12 protein-coding genes are annotated in these 15214 nt (G+C 63.0%); all 12 read right to left on the bottom strand.

Annotation, left to right across the window (positions count from 1 at the left end; all coding sequences use genetic code 11):
• Positions 1–47 precede the first annotated feature (47 nt).
• On the bottom strand, positions 48–1370 hold the full coding sequence (ftsA, locus tag MJ639_RS10920) for a cell division protein FtsA (RefSeq protein ID WP_243371637.1): 1323 nt from the start codon (positions 1368–1370) through the stop codon (positions 48–50).
• Positions 1367–2326, bottom strand: a complete 960-nt coding sequence (locus MJ639_RS10915) for a cell division protein FtsQ/DivIB (protein ID WP_243371636.1) — start codon at positions 2324–2326, stop codon at positions 1367–1369. The genes ftsA and MJ639_RS10915 overlap by 4 nt, the downstream gene beginning before the upstream one ends.
• Entirely contained in the window at positions 2293–3216 is a 924-nt protein-coding gene (locus MJ639_RS10910) for a D-alanine--D-alanine ligase (RefSeq protein WP_243371627.1), read from the bottom strand. Before MJ639_RS10910 ends, MJ639_RS10915 begins: the two co-directional genes overlap by 34 nt.
• Positions 3217–3282: 66 nt before the next feature.
• A complete protein-coding gene (murB, locus tag MJ639_RS10905) occupies positions 3283–4206 on the bottom strand; it encodes a UDP-N-acetylmuramate dehydrogenase (protein WP_243371625.1) in 924 nt (307 codons plus the stop codon).
• A 156-nt stretch (positions 4207–4362) separates the two neighbouring features.
• Entirely contained in the window at positions 4363–5778 is a 1416-nt protein-coding gene (gene murC / locus MJ639_RS10900; protein ID WP_243371623.1) for a UDP-N-acetylmuramate--L-alanine ligase, read from the bottom strand.
• On the bottom strand, positions 5775–6896 hold the full coding sequence (murG, locus tag MJ639_RS10895) for an undecaprenyldiphospho-muramoylpentapeptide beta-N-acetylglucosaminyltransferase (protein WP_243371621.1): 1122 nt from the start codon (positions 6894–6896) through the stop codon (positions 5775–5777). The genes murC and murG overlap by 4 nt, the downstream gene beginning before the upstream one ends.
• A complete protein-coding gene (locus MJ639_RS10890) occupies positions 6893–8035 on the bottom strand; it encodes an FtsW/RodA/SpoVE family cell cycle protein (protein ID WP_243371618.1) in 1143 nt (380 codons plus the stop codon). The genes murG and MJ639_RS10890 overlap by 4 nt, the downstream gene beginning before the upstream one ends.
• A 4-nt stretch (positions 8036–8039) precedes the next feature.
• Positions 8040–9473, bottom strand: coding sequence for a UDP-N-acetylmuramoyl-L-alanine--D-glutamate ligase (gene murD / locus MJ639_RS10885; RefSeq protein ID WP_243371615.1), 1434 nt, complete (start codon positions 9471–9473; stop codon positions 8040–8042).
• A 5-nt stretch (positions 9474–9478) separates the two neighbouring features.
• Positions 9479–10564, bottom strand: coding sequence for a phospho-N-acetylmuramoyl-pentapeptide-transferase (mraY, locus tag MJ639_RS10880; RefSeq protein ID WP_243371612.1), 1086 nt, complete (start codon positions 10562–10564; stop codon positions 9479–9481).
• A gap of 7 nt (positions 10565–10571) precedes the next feature.
• On the bottom strand, positions 10572–12002 hold the full coding sequence (locus tag MJ639_RS10875; RefSeq protein WP_243371609.1) for a UDP-N-acetylmuramoylalanyl-D-glutamyl-2,6-diaminopimelate--D-alanyl-D-alanine ligase: 1431 nt from the start codon (positions 12000–12002) through the stop codon (positions 10572–10574).
• Positions 11999–13453 carry a UDP-N-acetylmuramoyl-L-alanyl-D-glutamate--2,6-diaminopimelate ligase gene (locus tag MJ639_RS10870; protein WP_243371607.1) on the bottom strand — a complete coding sequence of 485 codons (1455 nt, stop codon included), beginning with the start codon at positions 13451–13453 and terminating at the stop codon, positions 11999–12001. Before MJ639_RS10870 ends, MJ639_RS10875 begins: the two co-directional genes overlap by 4 nt.
• Positions 13454–13461: 8 nt before the next feature.
• Entirely contained in the window at positions 13462–15204 is a 1743-nt protein-coding gene (locus MJ639_RS10865) for a peptidoglycan D,D-transpeptidase FtsI family protein (protein WP_423790783.1), read from the bottom strand.
• Between the last annotated feature and the right edge of the window lie 10 nt (positions 15205–15214).

Genomic DNA, 15214 nt, shown 5'->3' with positions numbered 1-15214 from the left:
TGACTTGAACTCTACCCGATGACCCGCCGCGCCATCGCGTTACGCATTTAAAAACTATCGCGAATCCACCGGCCCACCCGCGAGAAGTAGCCGTCGGTTCCCGTACTCTGAAACAAGCCGCTCGAGCGCGGCTCGAAATACTCGATATGCGCCACCTGGGGATAAACCAGGAGGCCGACCACCGCCGAAAAAGCGGGGCCCTTCGCCGCTTCCGGCAGACCCTTGATGCCGAGCGGACGCCCGACACGAACCTGGCCCTGCAGAATGCGGCGCGCCGTTTCCGGCAAGCCCACGAGCTGGCTTGCGCCACCCGTCAGCACGACGCGCCGTCCGGCCTGGGCTGCGAAGCCCGCGCCTTTGAGGCGATCGCGCACGAGTTCGAGAATTTCCTCGACTCGCGGCTTGATGATGCGAACGAGATGCGACTTCGGCAGATGGTTCGGAACGTCCCGTTCGTCCTCATCGACCTGCGGCACCGCGATCATGTCCCGATCGTCCGCGCTCGACGTGATCGCGGAACCGTAGAGAGTCTTGAGCCGCTCGGCAGCGGAGACGCGGGTGGTGAGACCACGCGCGATGTCCATGGTCACGTGGTGACCGCCGACGGCGATGGCATCCGTATGCACGAGATGCCCGTTGGAGAAGATGCCTACGCTCGTTGTGCCCGCGCCCATGTCGACGACGGCGCAGCCCATATCGGCTTCGTCATCGACGAGAGCCGAGAGGCCGGCAGCGTAGGGAGATGCGATCACCGCTTCCACACCGAGGTGGCAGCGCTCGACCGCGAGCATGAGATTGCGCGCAGCCGCCGTTTCCGTGGTGACCACGTGCAGATCGACGCCGAGCTGCTCGCCGATCATGCCGGCGGGATCGACGATGTGATTCTGCTGGTCGAGCGAGAAGCCCGTCGGCAGCGCGTGAAGAACCGCCCTGCCCCGGCGCAGATCGTAATCGGAGGCCACATCGAGAACGCGGTGAATATCACCGGCATTCACGGCGCCGCGCACCGGAATATGCGCATCGAAATGCTCGGAGGCGAGACGCCCGCCGGTGAGGTTGACGATCACCGACTGGATTTCCACCTTCGCCATCCGCTCGGCCGCATGAACGGCCTGACGAATGCATGTTTCCGCTGCTTCCAGATCGACAACGACGCCGCCCTTCAAGCCTGCCGAACGCTGATGGCCGATGCCGAGGATGCGCGCCACATGGGTGCGGCTGCGCAACGATTCACTTTCATCGGCCGGCTTCAGCTCCGCCACCACGCAGACCACCTTGCTCGTTCCGATATCGAGGACCGAGAGGATGGCGCTCTTGCGCGCAGACAAAGGCTTGAGGCGCGGCGTTAGCCCGTGACCCGAGAGACTCATGTATCGACCCCCTTGCCGCGCATCGGTTTCTTCTTGAGCGACTCGGCGCGGGCCAGAGCCGCCTCTTCCGTGAGGCGCACCACGACGCGATCTGCCATGCGCAGATCGACCGCGAGCACGTCCTTTTCCAAAATCTTCTGTTCGTTCTCGAGCTTCACGAGACGGGCGAGCGCATCGGATGCGCCCTGCTCCGGCAGGCGCACGTCCATGCCGTTGTCCATCTTGAGCGTCCAGCGGCGTCCGGAAACGAGCGTGCCGGCGCGGATGCGGCCCTTGAGCGGACCAGCTGCATCGAGGAGCGCGAGATATTCCTTGCTGCGGACATTGGCGCTCTCGCCCACCACGAAGGGCAGATTGGTGAAGCGGTCGTCCTGCATGAGGTCGATGACGGTGCCATCGGCTGCGATGATGAAAAGCTCGCCGTTGTTCTGCCAAACCGCATAGGGCTGGCGCTCGGTGAGCGTGATCACGAGCTCGTTCGGATAGAGCTTGCGCACGGTGGCGCTCTCGATCAGCGGAACATGCTCGAGGCGCTCACGCAGATCGTTCACGTCGAGGAAGGCCAGCGATTGCTTGCCGTTGAGACCGGCTGCGGCGAGCACTTCCGCCTCGCGCATCTGCGCAATGCCGGAGATCGTCACGCGCTCGAGGCCGAGGCCGAGTGCGCGGGCAATCGCATGATGCGGCTGGCCGTTATCGCGGATGAAGGTGTCGAGATGGCCACCCTGCCAGAGACCGAGCGTCACGACGCCAGTGTAGAAGCCGAGGGTGAGCCAGGTGCCCAGGAAGCGCGGGATGCGCTTTTCGAGGGGGACGCCGGCGGAGCGCCGACGAACGCTCCGCGAGGAGCCGAAGAACTTTTTGATTCGGGGCTGCCTGTGGGAGGCAGCACGCGCAGCAACGGCGCCGGCCGGGTAGGCCGTCATCGGTTGCAGGTAGCGTCCTCCACCATCCATTGCACAAGCTCGCCAAACGTATAGCCCGCATGGGCTGCCAATTCTGGCACCAAGCTCGTCTCGGTCAGGCCGGGTTGCGTGTTGACCTCTAGGACCACGAGTTCCCCGGTTCCCCCGGGGGTGTCGTCGTACCGCAAGTCGGCACGGCTGATTCCCCTGCAGCCGAGCGCTTGATGCGCCGTTAACGCCAACTCTTGGACCTTTTGGTAAATATTCGGTTTAATTTCTGCCGGGAGGATGTGAATGGACCCGCCCTTCACATACTTTGCGTCATAGTCGTAGAAGACCCCGGTGGCGGGCTGGATGTCGATGACCCCAAGGGCCCTGTCGCCCATGACCGCGCAGGTGAGCTCGCGGCCCGCAACATATGATTCTACAAGGACTTGCTCGCCGAAAGCCCAGTCGTCCCGCATGAGTTCCTGAGGGGGATGGGAGCGGTCCGCGCGGACGATGATGACACCCTTCGAGGAGCCCTCGCTGATCGGTTTCACCACATAGGGAGCAGGAAGCACGTGGCTTTTGGCCGCTTCCATTCTGTTAACAACCATTCCCTTCGGCACGGAAACGCCGGCTGCGGCCATGACGATCTTCGCCTTGTCCTTCTGCATGGCGATCGCAGAAGCCAGCACACCGGAATGGGTATAGGGAATCCTCAAGATCTCCAGGAGACCCTGGATGGTGCCATCCTCGCCGACCGGGCCGTGAAGAGCATTGAACACCACATCCGGCGCGGTTGCCTGCAGAACGGTGGCAATATCGGGCTGAACGTCGATGGGGGTGACCTTGTAGCCCCTCTCCTCCAAGGCCTTGCAGCAGGCGCGGCCCGAAGCCAGGCTCACCTCGCGCTCCGAGGACCACCCGCCATAGAGAACGGCAACGTGCTTGGCCATGATAGGGCTCCTTGAATGGCAGCCCGGCCAGTGAACCAGCCGGGCGTTAACAAAGTGATTCGGGGTTTAGGCTCGGGCGAAGCCGACGCGCTTGATTTCCCATTCGAGCTCCACGCCCGACATCTCGCGAACCCGGCGACGCACTTCCTCACCCAGATTCTCGATATCGGCGGCAGAGGCCGAACCGTGATTGATGAGGAAGTTACAATGCATCTCGGAGACCTGCGCGTCTCCGATCCGCAAGCCACGGCATCCGGCGGCATCGACCAGCTCCCAGGCCTTCTTGCCCGGCGGATTCTTGAAGGTGGAGCCGCCCGTGCGGGTGTTCACTGGCTGGGTGGAGGAGCGCGCTTCGGTGATCGCGTTCATCTCGGCGAGGATCTCTTCCGGATTGCCGGGACGGCCTTCGAAGAGAGCCTCGGTGAAGATCACATCGTCCGGTACAGAGGAATGGCGATAGGTGAAGCCCATCTGCGCATTGGTGAAGGACACGAATTCGCCGGTACGGGTGACACCCTTGGCTTCGACGAGCACATCTTTCGTCTCGCCGCCATAGGCGCCGCCATTCATGCGCAGCGCGCCGCCGATGGTGCCGGGAATGCCGCGCAAGAACGAGAGACCGGCAATGCCTGCTTCCGCCGCCGCGCGCGCCACCTTCACATCGGGAGCGCCAGCGCCCGCGCGAACGCGCAGGCCTGGCTCGACCGACATGTCCGAGAAGCCTTTGCCCAAGCGGATCACCACGCCCTCCCATCCGCCGTCACGGATGAGCAGGTTGGAGCCAAGCCCCACGACGAGCACCGGCACGCTGCGGTCGAGACGCTGAAGGAAGTAAGCGAGGTCGTTCGCATCGGCCGGCGTGAACAGCACCTGCGCCGGGCCGCCCGTACGGAACCACGACAGCGGCGCCGTCGGCGCATTCGCCTCCAGCTTGCCGCGCAGTTCCGGCATAGCGGCTTTAAGACTCGGAACAAGATCAGGAAACATCAACAACCCCACAGCGCTCATCCTGAGGAGCGAGCATGGCTCGCGTCTCGAAGGACGAGGGCGTCTCCAGAGCCCACTGGAAGCGGTTTCCTCGTCCTTCGAGACGAGCGCGATGCGCTCTCCTCAGGATGAGGAAACCTTGGGCCGCGCCACAAATTATCAAGCCGCCTTCTCGCCAAGCGCCTCGAGTTCGCCCGGCAGCGCATAAGCCCATTGCGTGATGTTGCCGGCGCCGAGGCAGATCACGTAATCGCCCGGCTTCGCAACGCCCTTGATGAGACCCGCGAGATCTTCCGACTTTTCGAGCGCCATCACGTTGCGATGGCCGCGCGCCTTCAGGCCCGACACGAGACCGTCGCGGTCGGCGCCAGGGATCGGCTGCTCGCCTGCTGCATAGACCGGCGCAACGATGACGGAATCCGCATCGTTGAAGCAGGTGCAGAATTGATCGAAGAGCGACGACAGGCGCGAATAGCGGTGCGGCTGCACCACGGCAATGACTTGACCATCCGTCGAAGCACGCGCGGCTTTCAGCACGGCGGCGATCTCGATGGGATGGTGGCCGTAATCGTCGAACACGGTGACGCCGTTCCAGTCGCCCGTGCGGGTGAAGCGGCGCTTCACGCCGCCGAAACCGGAAAGCGCCTTGCGGATCGCGTCGGGCGAGACGCCGAGCTCATGCGCGACGGCAATCGCGGCCGTGGCATTGAGCGCGTTGTGCGCGCCGGGCATCGGCAGCACGAGGTCTTCGAGTTCAAGACGGAAACCGGGGCGGCGGTCGCGGATCATCACGCGGAACTTGGTCTGACCGCCGCGCGGATCGATATCCATGATGCGCACATCAGCCTGCGGATTCTCGCCATAGGTGATGATGCGACGGTCCTCGATATGGCCCACGAGATCCTGCACGGTCGGGTGATCGATGCACATCACTGCGAAGCCGTAGAACGGGATCGAGTTGATGAAGGAATGGAAGGCTTCCTTGATCGCGTCGAACGTGCCGAAATGATCGAGATGCTCGGCATCGATGTTGGTGACGATGGCGACGTCAGCGGGAAGCTTCAGGAAGGTGCCGTCGGATTCATCCGCCTCCACCACCATCCACTGGCCATCGCCCATGCGAGCGTTGGTGCCGTAGGCATTGATGATGCCGCCGTTGATGACGGTGGGATCGAGGCCGCCCGCGTCGAGCAGCGTCGCGACGAGCGATGTCGTGGTGGTCTTGCCGTGCGTGCCGGCCACCGCCACGCAGGACTTGAAGCGCATGAGCTCGGCGAGCATTTCCGCGCGGCGCACCACTGGCAGGCGCCTTTCGCGCGCCACGATCAGCTCCGGGTTGTCGCGCTTGATCGCGGTGGAGACTACGACGATCTCGGCATTCTCCACATTCTCGGCCTTGTGGCCGATGAAGGTCTTGATGCCCTTCTCTTCGAGGCGCTTGACGTTGTAATTGTCGGCGGCGTCGGAGCCCTGAACCGTGTAGCCCAGATTGTGCATGACCTCGGCGATGCCCGACATGCCAATGCCGCCGATACCGATGAAGTGAATGGGACCTAGCTTCGGCGGCAGTTTCATGACGGCATTCCGTTCTTGTTAGAAGGTATCAGGTTGAGGACGGCGTGAGCCAAACGCTCGGCCGCATCCGTGATGCTGGCGCTATGTGCGGCGGCAGCGGCTTTGGTCAAGCGGTCGGGCGCATCGAAATAGGAAGAAATTTCGCCAGCCAGACGCTCTGGGGTGAACTGAGATTGTGGGAGAACGATGGCAGCGCCAAGGTCCCCAAGGGTTTTGGCGTTGGCGGCCTGGTCCTGATCGAGCGAACCCGGCAGAGGCACGAGGATCGAGGGACGGCCGATCACCGCCAGCTCTGCGACCGTGGAGGCGCCGGAACGGGAGATGACGAGGTGGGCATCGCCCAAGCGCTTCGGCAGATCCTTGAAGAAGGGCTCGGCCTCGAACCCGACGCCGAGACGTGAGTAATGCTCACGCACGCGCTCCAGATCCTCTCCCCTCGCCTGCTGGGTGATGGACAGGCGCGAGCGAATTTCCTGCGGCAGCAATTCGATGGCGGGCGGTACCACATCGCTCATCACCCGCGCGCCCTGGCTTCCGCCGACGACGAGAAGGCGCATTGTGCCGTTCGGCGCAAGCGGAGAATAAACCTGCTTCGCCGCGTCGAGAACCGCCGGGCGGATCGGATTGCCAGTCTGGATTACCTGACCCCGCACGCCTGCGGGAACGCCTTTGATGTCGGCAAAGCCGGTGGCGATGAGCGAGGCGCGACGCGCGAGCAGTTTGTTCGCGCGTCCCATTACGCCGTTGGCCTCATGGATCACCGTCGGCACGCTCAAGAGCGATGCGGCGATGACAGGCGGCACGGTGGGATAACCGCCGAAGCCCACGATCGCATCGGGTTTGAGTTTGCGGATCACGCTTGTCGCCTTCAGTGTGCCCTGCGCGAGCAGCAACGCGGCCTTCGCCATCTTCGGGATCGAGCGGCCCGAGGGTGTCGCGGAAGGAATCTCGATGATCTCGTCCGCCGGGAACGAACCCGCATAGGCATTGGCGCGCTTGTCGGTGGCGAGCACCACGCGGCAGCCGGAGGCTTTCAGGACGTTGGCAAGTGCTTCGGCCGGAAAGAGATGGCCGCCGGTGCCGCCTGCGGTAAGAAGAACGAGAGGCTGATTGTTCAACGCTGCCAATCCTGATTGAAGTGCTCCATCATCTCAGCGCGCGGACGGCGGCGTGTGAGCGCTACAAGGAAGCCCATGCCGAGCGCCAGCGAGAGCAGCGAGGAGCCGCCATAGGAGATGAAGGGCAGCGTCATGCCCTTGGCCGGCATGAGATGGACGTTCACCATCATGTTGATGCAGGCCTGCAGGCCGAACATGAGAATGAGGCCCGTCGCCGCGAGACGGCAGAACGTGTCCTCGTTGCGCCGGGCGAGCATGAGGCCGCGCAGCACGATGAAGGCGAAGAGCACGAGAAGAGCGAGGCACACCACGATGCCGAACTCCTCTGCCGTGACGGCGAAGATGAAGTCGGTATGTGCGTCGGGCAGGATGCGCTTCACGGTGCCCTCGCCCGGACCGCGTCCCAGCCAGCCGCCGCGCGCGAAGGATTCCATCGCTGTATCCACCTGAAAGCTGTCGCCGGAATCCTTGTCGAGGAAGCGCTCGAAGCGAGCGCGCACGTGCGGCAGGAATTCATAGGCCGCGACGATGCCGATCAGCCCCGCGCCGCCGAGCCCCATCACCCAAAACCAGTGCAATCCGGCCACGAAGAACAGGCCGCACCACACGATGGTAACCAGCATGGTCTGGCCGAAATCGGGCTGCAGGATGAGCGGGATGATGGTGGCGGGAAGCAACATCAAGGCAAGCAGCGCGCCCGGCATGTCCTTGCGCCGCGCGCCTTCCGAGAAGGCCCATGCGGCGAGCACGACGAAAGCGGGCTTCACGAATTCGGAAGGCTGGAGACCGAACGTGCCGATCATGATCCAGCGATGCGCGCCCTTGATCTCGGGACCGAACTTGAAGGCCAGCAGGATCATCACCATGCCGCCCAGATAAACGAGAAGCGCAAGCCTGCGGATGTGGCGCAGCGACAGGAACGAAACCGGCAGCATGATGAGCAGCGCCGGAATGAGGAACATGACCTGACGGTTCACGAAGTAGAAGGTCGACAGCCCCAGCCTCTCCGCGACAGGCGGACCGCCTGCCATGAGGAAGACGAGACCGGCGAGCATGAGGACCGCGAAACCGCCCAGCAGCAGCCGGTCGACGGTCCACCACCAATCGCTGAAAGCCGAGCGTTCCGCGCGCGACACCATGTGTTCAAGCCCCCTTGGCTTCAATGCCGGGTAATGCCCGGACCAAATCGCGGAAAGCGTTTCCGCGCACTTCGTAATTGGCAAATTGATCGTAGGACGCGCAGGCCGGCGAGAGCAGAACGACCGACGGGCCGTTCATTGCCGCAGCATCGGCAGCCGCCTGCTCGACGGCCTTGTCGAGCGTGCCGCTGCGGACATACGGCACATCGCTGCCGAGCGTCTTGGCAAAATCTTCCGTGGCTGCACCGATCAGGTAGGCCTTGCGGATCTTCGGGAAGTATTCCTTCAGCGGCTCGATGCCGCCTTCTTTCGCCTTGCCGCCGAGGATCCAGAGAATGTTGTCGAAGGATTTGAGCGCCTTCTCGGTGGAATCCGCGTTGGTGGCCTTGGAATCGTTGATGAACAGCGTCTCGCCGCGACGACCGACTTCTTCCATGCGGTGAGGCAGGCCGGGGAAGGTATTAAGAGCGCGCTGAATAACATCCGGATCGTCGTGCCAGATCTCGTAAATATCCGCGACGCCCGCCGCGAAGCATGCATTCTGAGCGTTGTGCAACCCGCGCAACGTCGAGATGCCGTTCAGATTGCCGATATCGCGTTCTTGGCCGGGATAGGCCAGCATATGAATCATTTCCCCCTTCAAGGAGATGCCGGCTTCAACGCCGTGCTCGACCGAAACGGCATATTGCCTTCCGATGGGTTTGCCTGATGCTTTAGCGCGCGCCTCACGTTCGAGCGCGCGCTTGTGAATGGCCTCACTATAGGGATCCTCGACGCCGACAAGAGACCAATCGGCCTTTGCAATCAGCCGTTCCTTGATCGCCGCATAATTCTCCATCGTCCCATGACGATCGATGTGATCGGGCGAGATGTTGAGAAGGATACCGACGCTCGGCGCAAGCGAGGGCGCGAGATCGATCTGGAAAGAGGAGCACTCGATCACATGGATGCGGCCCGGCGCTGGCGGCTCGAGCGAGAGAATCGCCGTGCCGATATTGCCGCCCATCTGCACATCCCAACCTGCCTCACGCATCATGTGCGCAATGAGAGCTGTCGTCGTGGATTTGCCGTTGGTGCCGGTAATGGCAATGAATTCAGAGTTCGGCGCGATCTTCGCCCGCTCGCGGCAGAACAGCTCGATGTCGCCAATGATCTCGACGCCTGCTTCTTTCGCGAGCTTTGCCGACCAATGCGGCTCGGGATGCGTGAGCGGCACGCCGGGCGAAAGGATGAGGGCCGACACCTTCGACCAGTCGAGCCCGCGCAGATCGCCCGTCTCGATGCCCTTGGACGCGGCTTCCGCCATCTTCGCCGGGTTATCGTCGCAAGCGATGACATGGGATCCGCCCGCCTTCAGGGCAAGCGCCGTCGCGAGCCCCGATCCGCCGAGACCGAAGAGAGCGAGGGTTTTGCCGGAGAAGACGGTGACGGGCGTCATGGGTGTTACCGCAGCTTGAGGGTCGCGAGGCCGACGAGGGCAAGCACCACGGAGATAATCCAGAAGCGGATCACCACCTGCGGCTCGGTCCAGCCCAACTGCTCGAAATGATGGTGGATCGGCGCCATCTTGAAGACGCGTTTGCCCGTGAGCTTGAACGACGTGACCTGGATGATCACCGACATGATCTCCAGCACGAAGAGGCCGCCGACGATGGCGAGAACCACCTCGTGCTTCGTCGCCACGGCGATGGTGCCGAGCAGGCCGCCGAGAGCGAGCGAGCCCGTGTCGCCCATGAAGATCTGGGCCGGGGGTGCGTTGAACCAGAGGAAGCCGATGCCCGCGCCGATCAATGCACCGCAGATGACGGCGAGTTCGCCGGTGCCGGGCACGAAATGGATCTGCAGGTAGTTCGCGAACACCGCGTTGCCGGCGAGATAGGCGATGAAGCCGAAGGTGCCGGCCGCGATCATCACGGGCACGATGGCAAGACCGTCGAGACCGTCCGTGATGTTGACCGCATTGCCTGCACCGACGATCACGAAACCGGCGAAGATGATGTAGAACCAGCCGAGATTGAAAATCAGCTCCTTCGAGAAGGGCAGCGCCAGCTTGTTCGCGAGGCCGGGGGCTTCGATGTAGGAGATGGCGATGCAGGCAATGGCTGCGATGATTGCCTCAATGGCGAGGCGCGACTTGCCGGAGAAGCCTTTGTGCGACTGCTTCGTCACCTTCAGGTAATCATCGTAGAAGCCGATGGCGCCAAAGCCCACCGTGACGAACAGCACGACCCACACATAGGGGTTGGCGAGGTTGGCCCAGAGCAGCGCCGACACCAGCACGCCCGCCATGATCATCAACCCGCCCATGGTCGGCGTGCCGCGCTTCGTCAAAAGGTGCGATTGCGGCCCGTCCTCGCGGATCGGCTGGCCCTTGCCCTGCTTCAAGCGCAGCATCGAGATGATCGCCGGGCCGAACAGAAACACGAAGAGCATGGCGGTCGCCGTCGCGCCCCCGGTGCGGAACGTGATGTAGCGGAAGATATTGAGGGGGCTGAAATAGGGGCTGAGCTCAGCCAACCAGGTCAACATTTTACTCTCATCCTTTCAGCGCATGGGCCGCCTGGCCCGCGCCGTAACGTTCTTTCAGGGCTTTGACAACCAGGGCCATCTTCATGCTGAGCGAGCCCTTGACGGTCACCGCATCACCCGGCCGGATCGCGGCACAGACCGCATCGACGATCTCGGCAGAGGTTTCAGCGTGTAGCGCCACTTTCACCTTCGGCAGACGGTCCACCAGATTCTTCATCAAAGGCCCTGCTGCGAAGACGAGATCGATGTTGTTGGCCTGGATCGCTTCCGCGAGCTCCTCATGAAGGGCCGGACCCGTTTCGCCTAGTTCCTTCATGTCTCCCAGCACTGCTAGACGCCGAGCGTGGCCATTGAGTTCCACCGCACCGAGATTGGCAAGCGCCGCGCGCATGGAAGCGGGGTTGGCGTTGTAGCTTTCATCGATGAGAAGCGCTTCGTCGCCGTTCACGGACAGCATCGTGCGCTCACCACGGCCCACGGGAGGCTTCATTTCGGCAAAAGAAAGAGCGACCTGCGCAAGGTCAGCGCCGATGGCATGGCAGGCTGCAAGCACGCTCAATGAGTTGAGCGCGATATGCCGGCCCGCCGTGCCAATCCTGTAGCTCAAGAGCTTTCCGAAGACGCGGGCTTCGACGAGGGACTGATCGGGCTTCACAGCAATCCGCTCGGCGCGAATGTCGGCATCCTCATGCTCGCCGAAGGAGATGACACGACCCGCATTCGAGGCCAGCGCGTGCGCCTTCATGCGATCGAAATAAGGGCTGTCGCGGTTGATCACCGCCGTGCCGCCGGGCTCGAGGCCGGAGAAGATCTCGCCCTTCGCATCGGCGATGCCCCAGAGCGACGGGAAGAACTCGATATGGACCGGCTCGATGGTGGTGATCACCGCCACATGCGGGCGCACCATCGCGGTCAGCGGCAAAATCTCATGGGCATGGTTCATGCCAATTTCGAAAATGCCGAACTCAGTCTCGCGCGGCATGCGCGAGAGGGTGAGCGGAACGCCCCAATGGTTGTTGTAGGAGGCCACCGATGCATGGGTGCGTCCCTGCTGCGAGAGCGCAAGGCGCATGGCTTCCTTCGTGCCGGTCTTGCCGACGGATCCGGTGATGGCAACGATCTTCGCGTCGGTGCGCTTGCGTGCGGCGCGGCCCAGCTGGCGCATGGCCTCCAGCACGTCGGGAACGACGATGAGCTTGTCGAAAGAAAAGGCAGGAGCCTTTTCCTCGGAAACCACGGCACCTGACGCGCCTTTCTCCAAGGCGGCGGAAACGAAATCGTGCCCGTCATGCACATCGCCCTTGATGGCGAAGTAAAGATCGCCGGGCTCCAGCGTGCGCGTGTCAATAGACGCGCCCGTCGCCTGCTTGAAGCCACTGCCGACACGAGCGCCGGTGGCGGCTGCAATCTCGTCTTTGGTCCACAAAGGCGAACTCATCCCTGCCTCTCCGCAATGGCCGCCCGGACCTCGTCATGGTCCGAGAACGGCAGGGTCCGGTCGCCGATGATTTGGCCCGTTTCATGGCCTTTTCCAGCAACCACCAGAACATCGCCCTTTTGCAGCTCCTTCACCGCCGTGCGGATGGCAAGCGTGCGGTCACCGATCTCGCGGGCACCGGGAGCGCCTTTGAGCACCTCGGCGCGGATCGTGGCAGGATCCTCCGAGCGAGGATTATCGTCCGTGACGATGACAATATCCGCCTTGTCATGGGCGATGCGGCCCATGAGCGGACGCTTGCCCTTGTCGCGGTCGCCGCCGCAGCCGAGAACGCAGACGAGACGCCCCTTGGTGAACGGACGCAGTGCATCGAGCACATGAGCCAGCGCATCGGGCTTGTGCGCGTAATCGACGATGCAGATCGCACCATCGACCTCGCCCACCTGCTCAAGGCGCCCGGAGACGCCCTTCAACGTCTTGAAGCCTTCGAACACTTCAGCCGCCCTGCCCTCGCCTTCGACAGCGAGCACGAGACCGGCGGCAACAAGCGCATTCTCGACCTGGAAGGCGCCGAGAAGCGGAAGAGTTGTTTCGAATGTCTTGCCAAACGCTTCGATGGTGAGAGCCTGCCTGAAACCTTCAGGACGCGCCGCGACGAGACGCAAGGCCTCGCCCTGGCTTCCGGTGGTCATGATCGGCAATCCGCGCTCGCCGACACCGCGCAGGAACACATCCGAGAACGGACCATCCGCGTTGATGATGGCAGGCGCATCCTGTGGCATGAGCGTGTCGAACAGGCGCAGCTTCGCCTTGGCATAGGCTTCCGTCGTGCCGTGATAATCGAGATGATCGCGGCCGAGATTGGTAAAGCCCGCCGCTTTCAAACGAACACCGTCGAGACGGCGCTGGTCGATACCGTGGGAGGATGCCTCCATGGCAAGACGCGTGACGCCGTCACTTGCGAGCTTGTCGAGTGTCTGATGCAGGGAGATCGGATCGGGAGTCGTGAGCGAGCCATAGGCAGCGCCGTCCGACGTAATCACGCCCAGCGTGCCGAGGCTTGCCGACTTGTATCCGAGAACGGCAAAGAGCTGGCGTGTGAAATCGGCGACCGAACTCTTGCCGCTCGTGCCCGTGACAGCGACGACCTTTTCGGGCTGGCGCGAATAAAAGCGTGCAGCTGCGCGGGAAAGTGCTTCACGCACCTCGCTCACGCGCACATAAGCCACGCTAACGGGAAGATCGGCGGGACGCTCCGCCTCACCGACGATCGCAGTCGCGCCGACAGCGAGGGCCTGTGGCACGAAGCTCATGCCGTCGACCTTCGTGCCGGGCACCGCGAAGAACACGCTGCCCTGCGCGACCTTGCGGCTGTCGGAAGCGATGCCGCTCACAGACAAGGAAGCCTCCGGAAGTCTCTTCGCCTCCGGAAGCAGATCGTCAAGTCTCATGGTTTTTGTCATTGTTTCGTGCCCCATGCGTTGAGGCGAGACATAAGGGGGAAAGGTTGCGCCGGCGGCTCGAAGCGCGGCGGCACGCCGAGGAGCGGTGCCACCCGCTCGATGATGTGGCCCGTGGTCGGCGCGGCGTTCCAGCCTGCGGTCGAGAAGCCGTAGGTACCCTCAACCGCTTGCGGCTCGTCCATGATGGTCAGGAAAACGTATTTTGGCTTGTCGGCAGGCAGAACCGCCGTGAAAGTCGTGAAGTTCTTGTTCTTGGCGTAGCGGCCGTTGATCACCTTCTCGGCGGTACCGGTCTTGCCGCCGACGAAGAAGCCTGCAACCGCCGCATTGGACGCGGAGCCTTCGGGATGCGTCGCGTTCAGGCGCATCACATAGCGCATCGCCTCGCTCGTCTCGGGCTTGAGCACCTGCAGAGCGCTCTTGCGGGCCTCTTCCTCGGTACGCTTCAGGAAAGTCGGCTTGATCATGATGCCGCCATTCACCAGCGCGCCGACCGCCGACAGCGCCTGAAGCGGTGCTACGGCAAGGCCGTGGCCGAAAGCGATGGTCATGGTGTTGAGCTCGCCCCAGCGCGGCGGAATGATCGGCAAAGCATTCTCGGGCAGTTCAGTCTCGAGGCGGGTCAGCTGTCCCATCTTGCGCAGGAAGGCCTTGTGCCCTTCCACGCCGATGCCGAGCGCCATGCGCGCCGTGCCGATATTGGAGGAATGCACGAAGACTTCCGGCGCGGTGAGCACACGCCGCGTCGGGTGATAATCGCCGATGGTGAACTTGCCGTAGCGCAGGCCCGAACGCGCATCGAAGGTGGAATTGATGTTGTACTTGCCGGAATCGAGCGCCATCGCGACCGTCAAGGCCTTGAAGGTCGAGCCCATCTCGAACACGCCGACATTGATGCGGTTGATGCGGTCCTTGTCGAGCGCGTCGACGGGATTGTTGGGATCGTAATCCGGCAGCGACACGAGCGCGATGATCTCGCCCGTATTCACGTCGAGGATCGCACCGGCGGTGGCCTTGGCCTTGAACTTCGCCATGCCCTTCGCCAGCTCGTCGCGCAGCGCGTGCTGCACGCGCAGGTCGATGGAGAGCTGCACCGGCTTCAGATCCGCGGCGGAGATGTTGAAGCCCGCGCCGTTGAGATCCTGCAGGCCCATGCTGTCGATGTATTTCTCGATGCCCGCAATGCCGACATTGTCGACATTGGCGAAGCCCAGCACGTGAGCCGCGGCTTCTGCATTCGGATAGACTCGCTTGTTTTCGGGCAGGAAGCCGACGCCCGGAATGCCGAGGCGGTGCACTTCGGCCTGCTGGCGCGGCGTGATCTCGCGCTTGACCCAGACGAAGCCCTTCTTCGTGCCGAGCTTGTTGCGCAGATCCGTGGCGTCGAGATCGGGCAGAACGGCGGTGAGCAGCTCCACCGCCTCGTCCTTGTCGATGATGTTGCGTGGCTCCGCGAAGACGGAGACCATCTTCACGTCGGTGGCGAGGATTTCTCCGTTGCGGTCCACGATGTCGGGACGCGCCGCCGAAATTTCGGAAGAAGCCGCGCGGCGCACTTCGCTCGTGTTCTCGCTGGTCATCGCCAGCTGCACGAGACGGCCGCCGATGGCGCCGAAGAGAAGGATGAAGCAGAAAGAGGCCAGACCGACGCGGGACGTGCTCTTGTCGAGACGCAGGCGGAACAGCTCGCGCGCATGCCAGAGAAGACCCCGCTTCGGCGGATCTTTCATGACCTTCATTTCAGGTTGG

Origin of the sequence: Microvirga solisilvae, from assembly GCF_022808595.1 — a bacterium.
Lineage (GTDB): Bacteria > Pseudomonadota > Alphaproteobacteria > Rhizobiales > Beijerinckiaceae > Microvirga > Microvirga solisilvae.
The sequence above is the reverse complement of the archived record's forward strand: the minus strand, read 5'-3'. Positions and strand labels throughout refer to the sequence as shown.

Bases quoted from the DNA above. Each gene is read 5' to 3' on its own strand.
- ftsA (WP_243371637.1), bottom strand. From the start codon at position 1,370: ATGAGTCTCTCGGGTCACGGGCTAACGCCGCGCCTCAAGCCTTTGTCT.
- MJ639_RS10915 (WP_243371636.1), bottom strand. From the start codon at position 2,326: ATGGATGGTGGAGGACGCTACCTGCAACCGATGACGGCCTACCCGGCC.
- MJ639_RS10910 (WP_243371627.1), bottom strand. From the start codon at position 3,216: ATGGCCAAGCACGTTGCCGTTCTCTATGGCGGGTGGTCCTCGGAGCGC.
- murC (WP_243371623.1), bottom strand. From the start codon at position 5,778: ATGAAACTGCCGCCGAAGCTAGGTCCCATTCACTTCATCGGTATCGGC.
- MJ639_RS10890 (WP_243371618.1), bottom strand. From the start codon at position 8,035: ATGGTGTCGCGCGCGGAACGCTCGGCTTTCAGCGATTGGTGGTGGACC.
- murD (WP_243371615.1), bottom strand. From the start codon at position 9,473: ATGACGCCCGTCACCGTCTTCTCCGGCAAAACCCTCGCTCTCTTCGGT.
- mraY (WP_243371612.1), bottom strand. From the start codon at position 10,564: ATGTTGACCTGGTTGGCTGAGCTCAGCCCCTATTTCAGCCCCCTCAAT.
- MJ639_RS10875 (WP_243371609.1), bottom strand. From the start codon at position 12,002: ATGAGTTCGCCTTTGTGGACCAAAGACGAGATTGCAGCCGCCACCGGC.
- MJ639_RS10870 (WP_243371607.1), bottom strand. From the start codon at position 13,453: ATGAGACTTGACGATCTGCTTCCGGAGGCGAAGAGACTTCCGGAGGCT.
- MJ639_RS10865 (WP_423790783.1), bottom strand. From the start codon at position 15,204: ATGAAGGTCATGAAAGATCCGCCGAAGCGGGGTCTTCTCTGGCATGCG.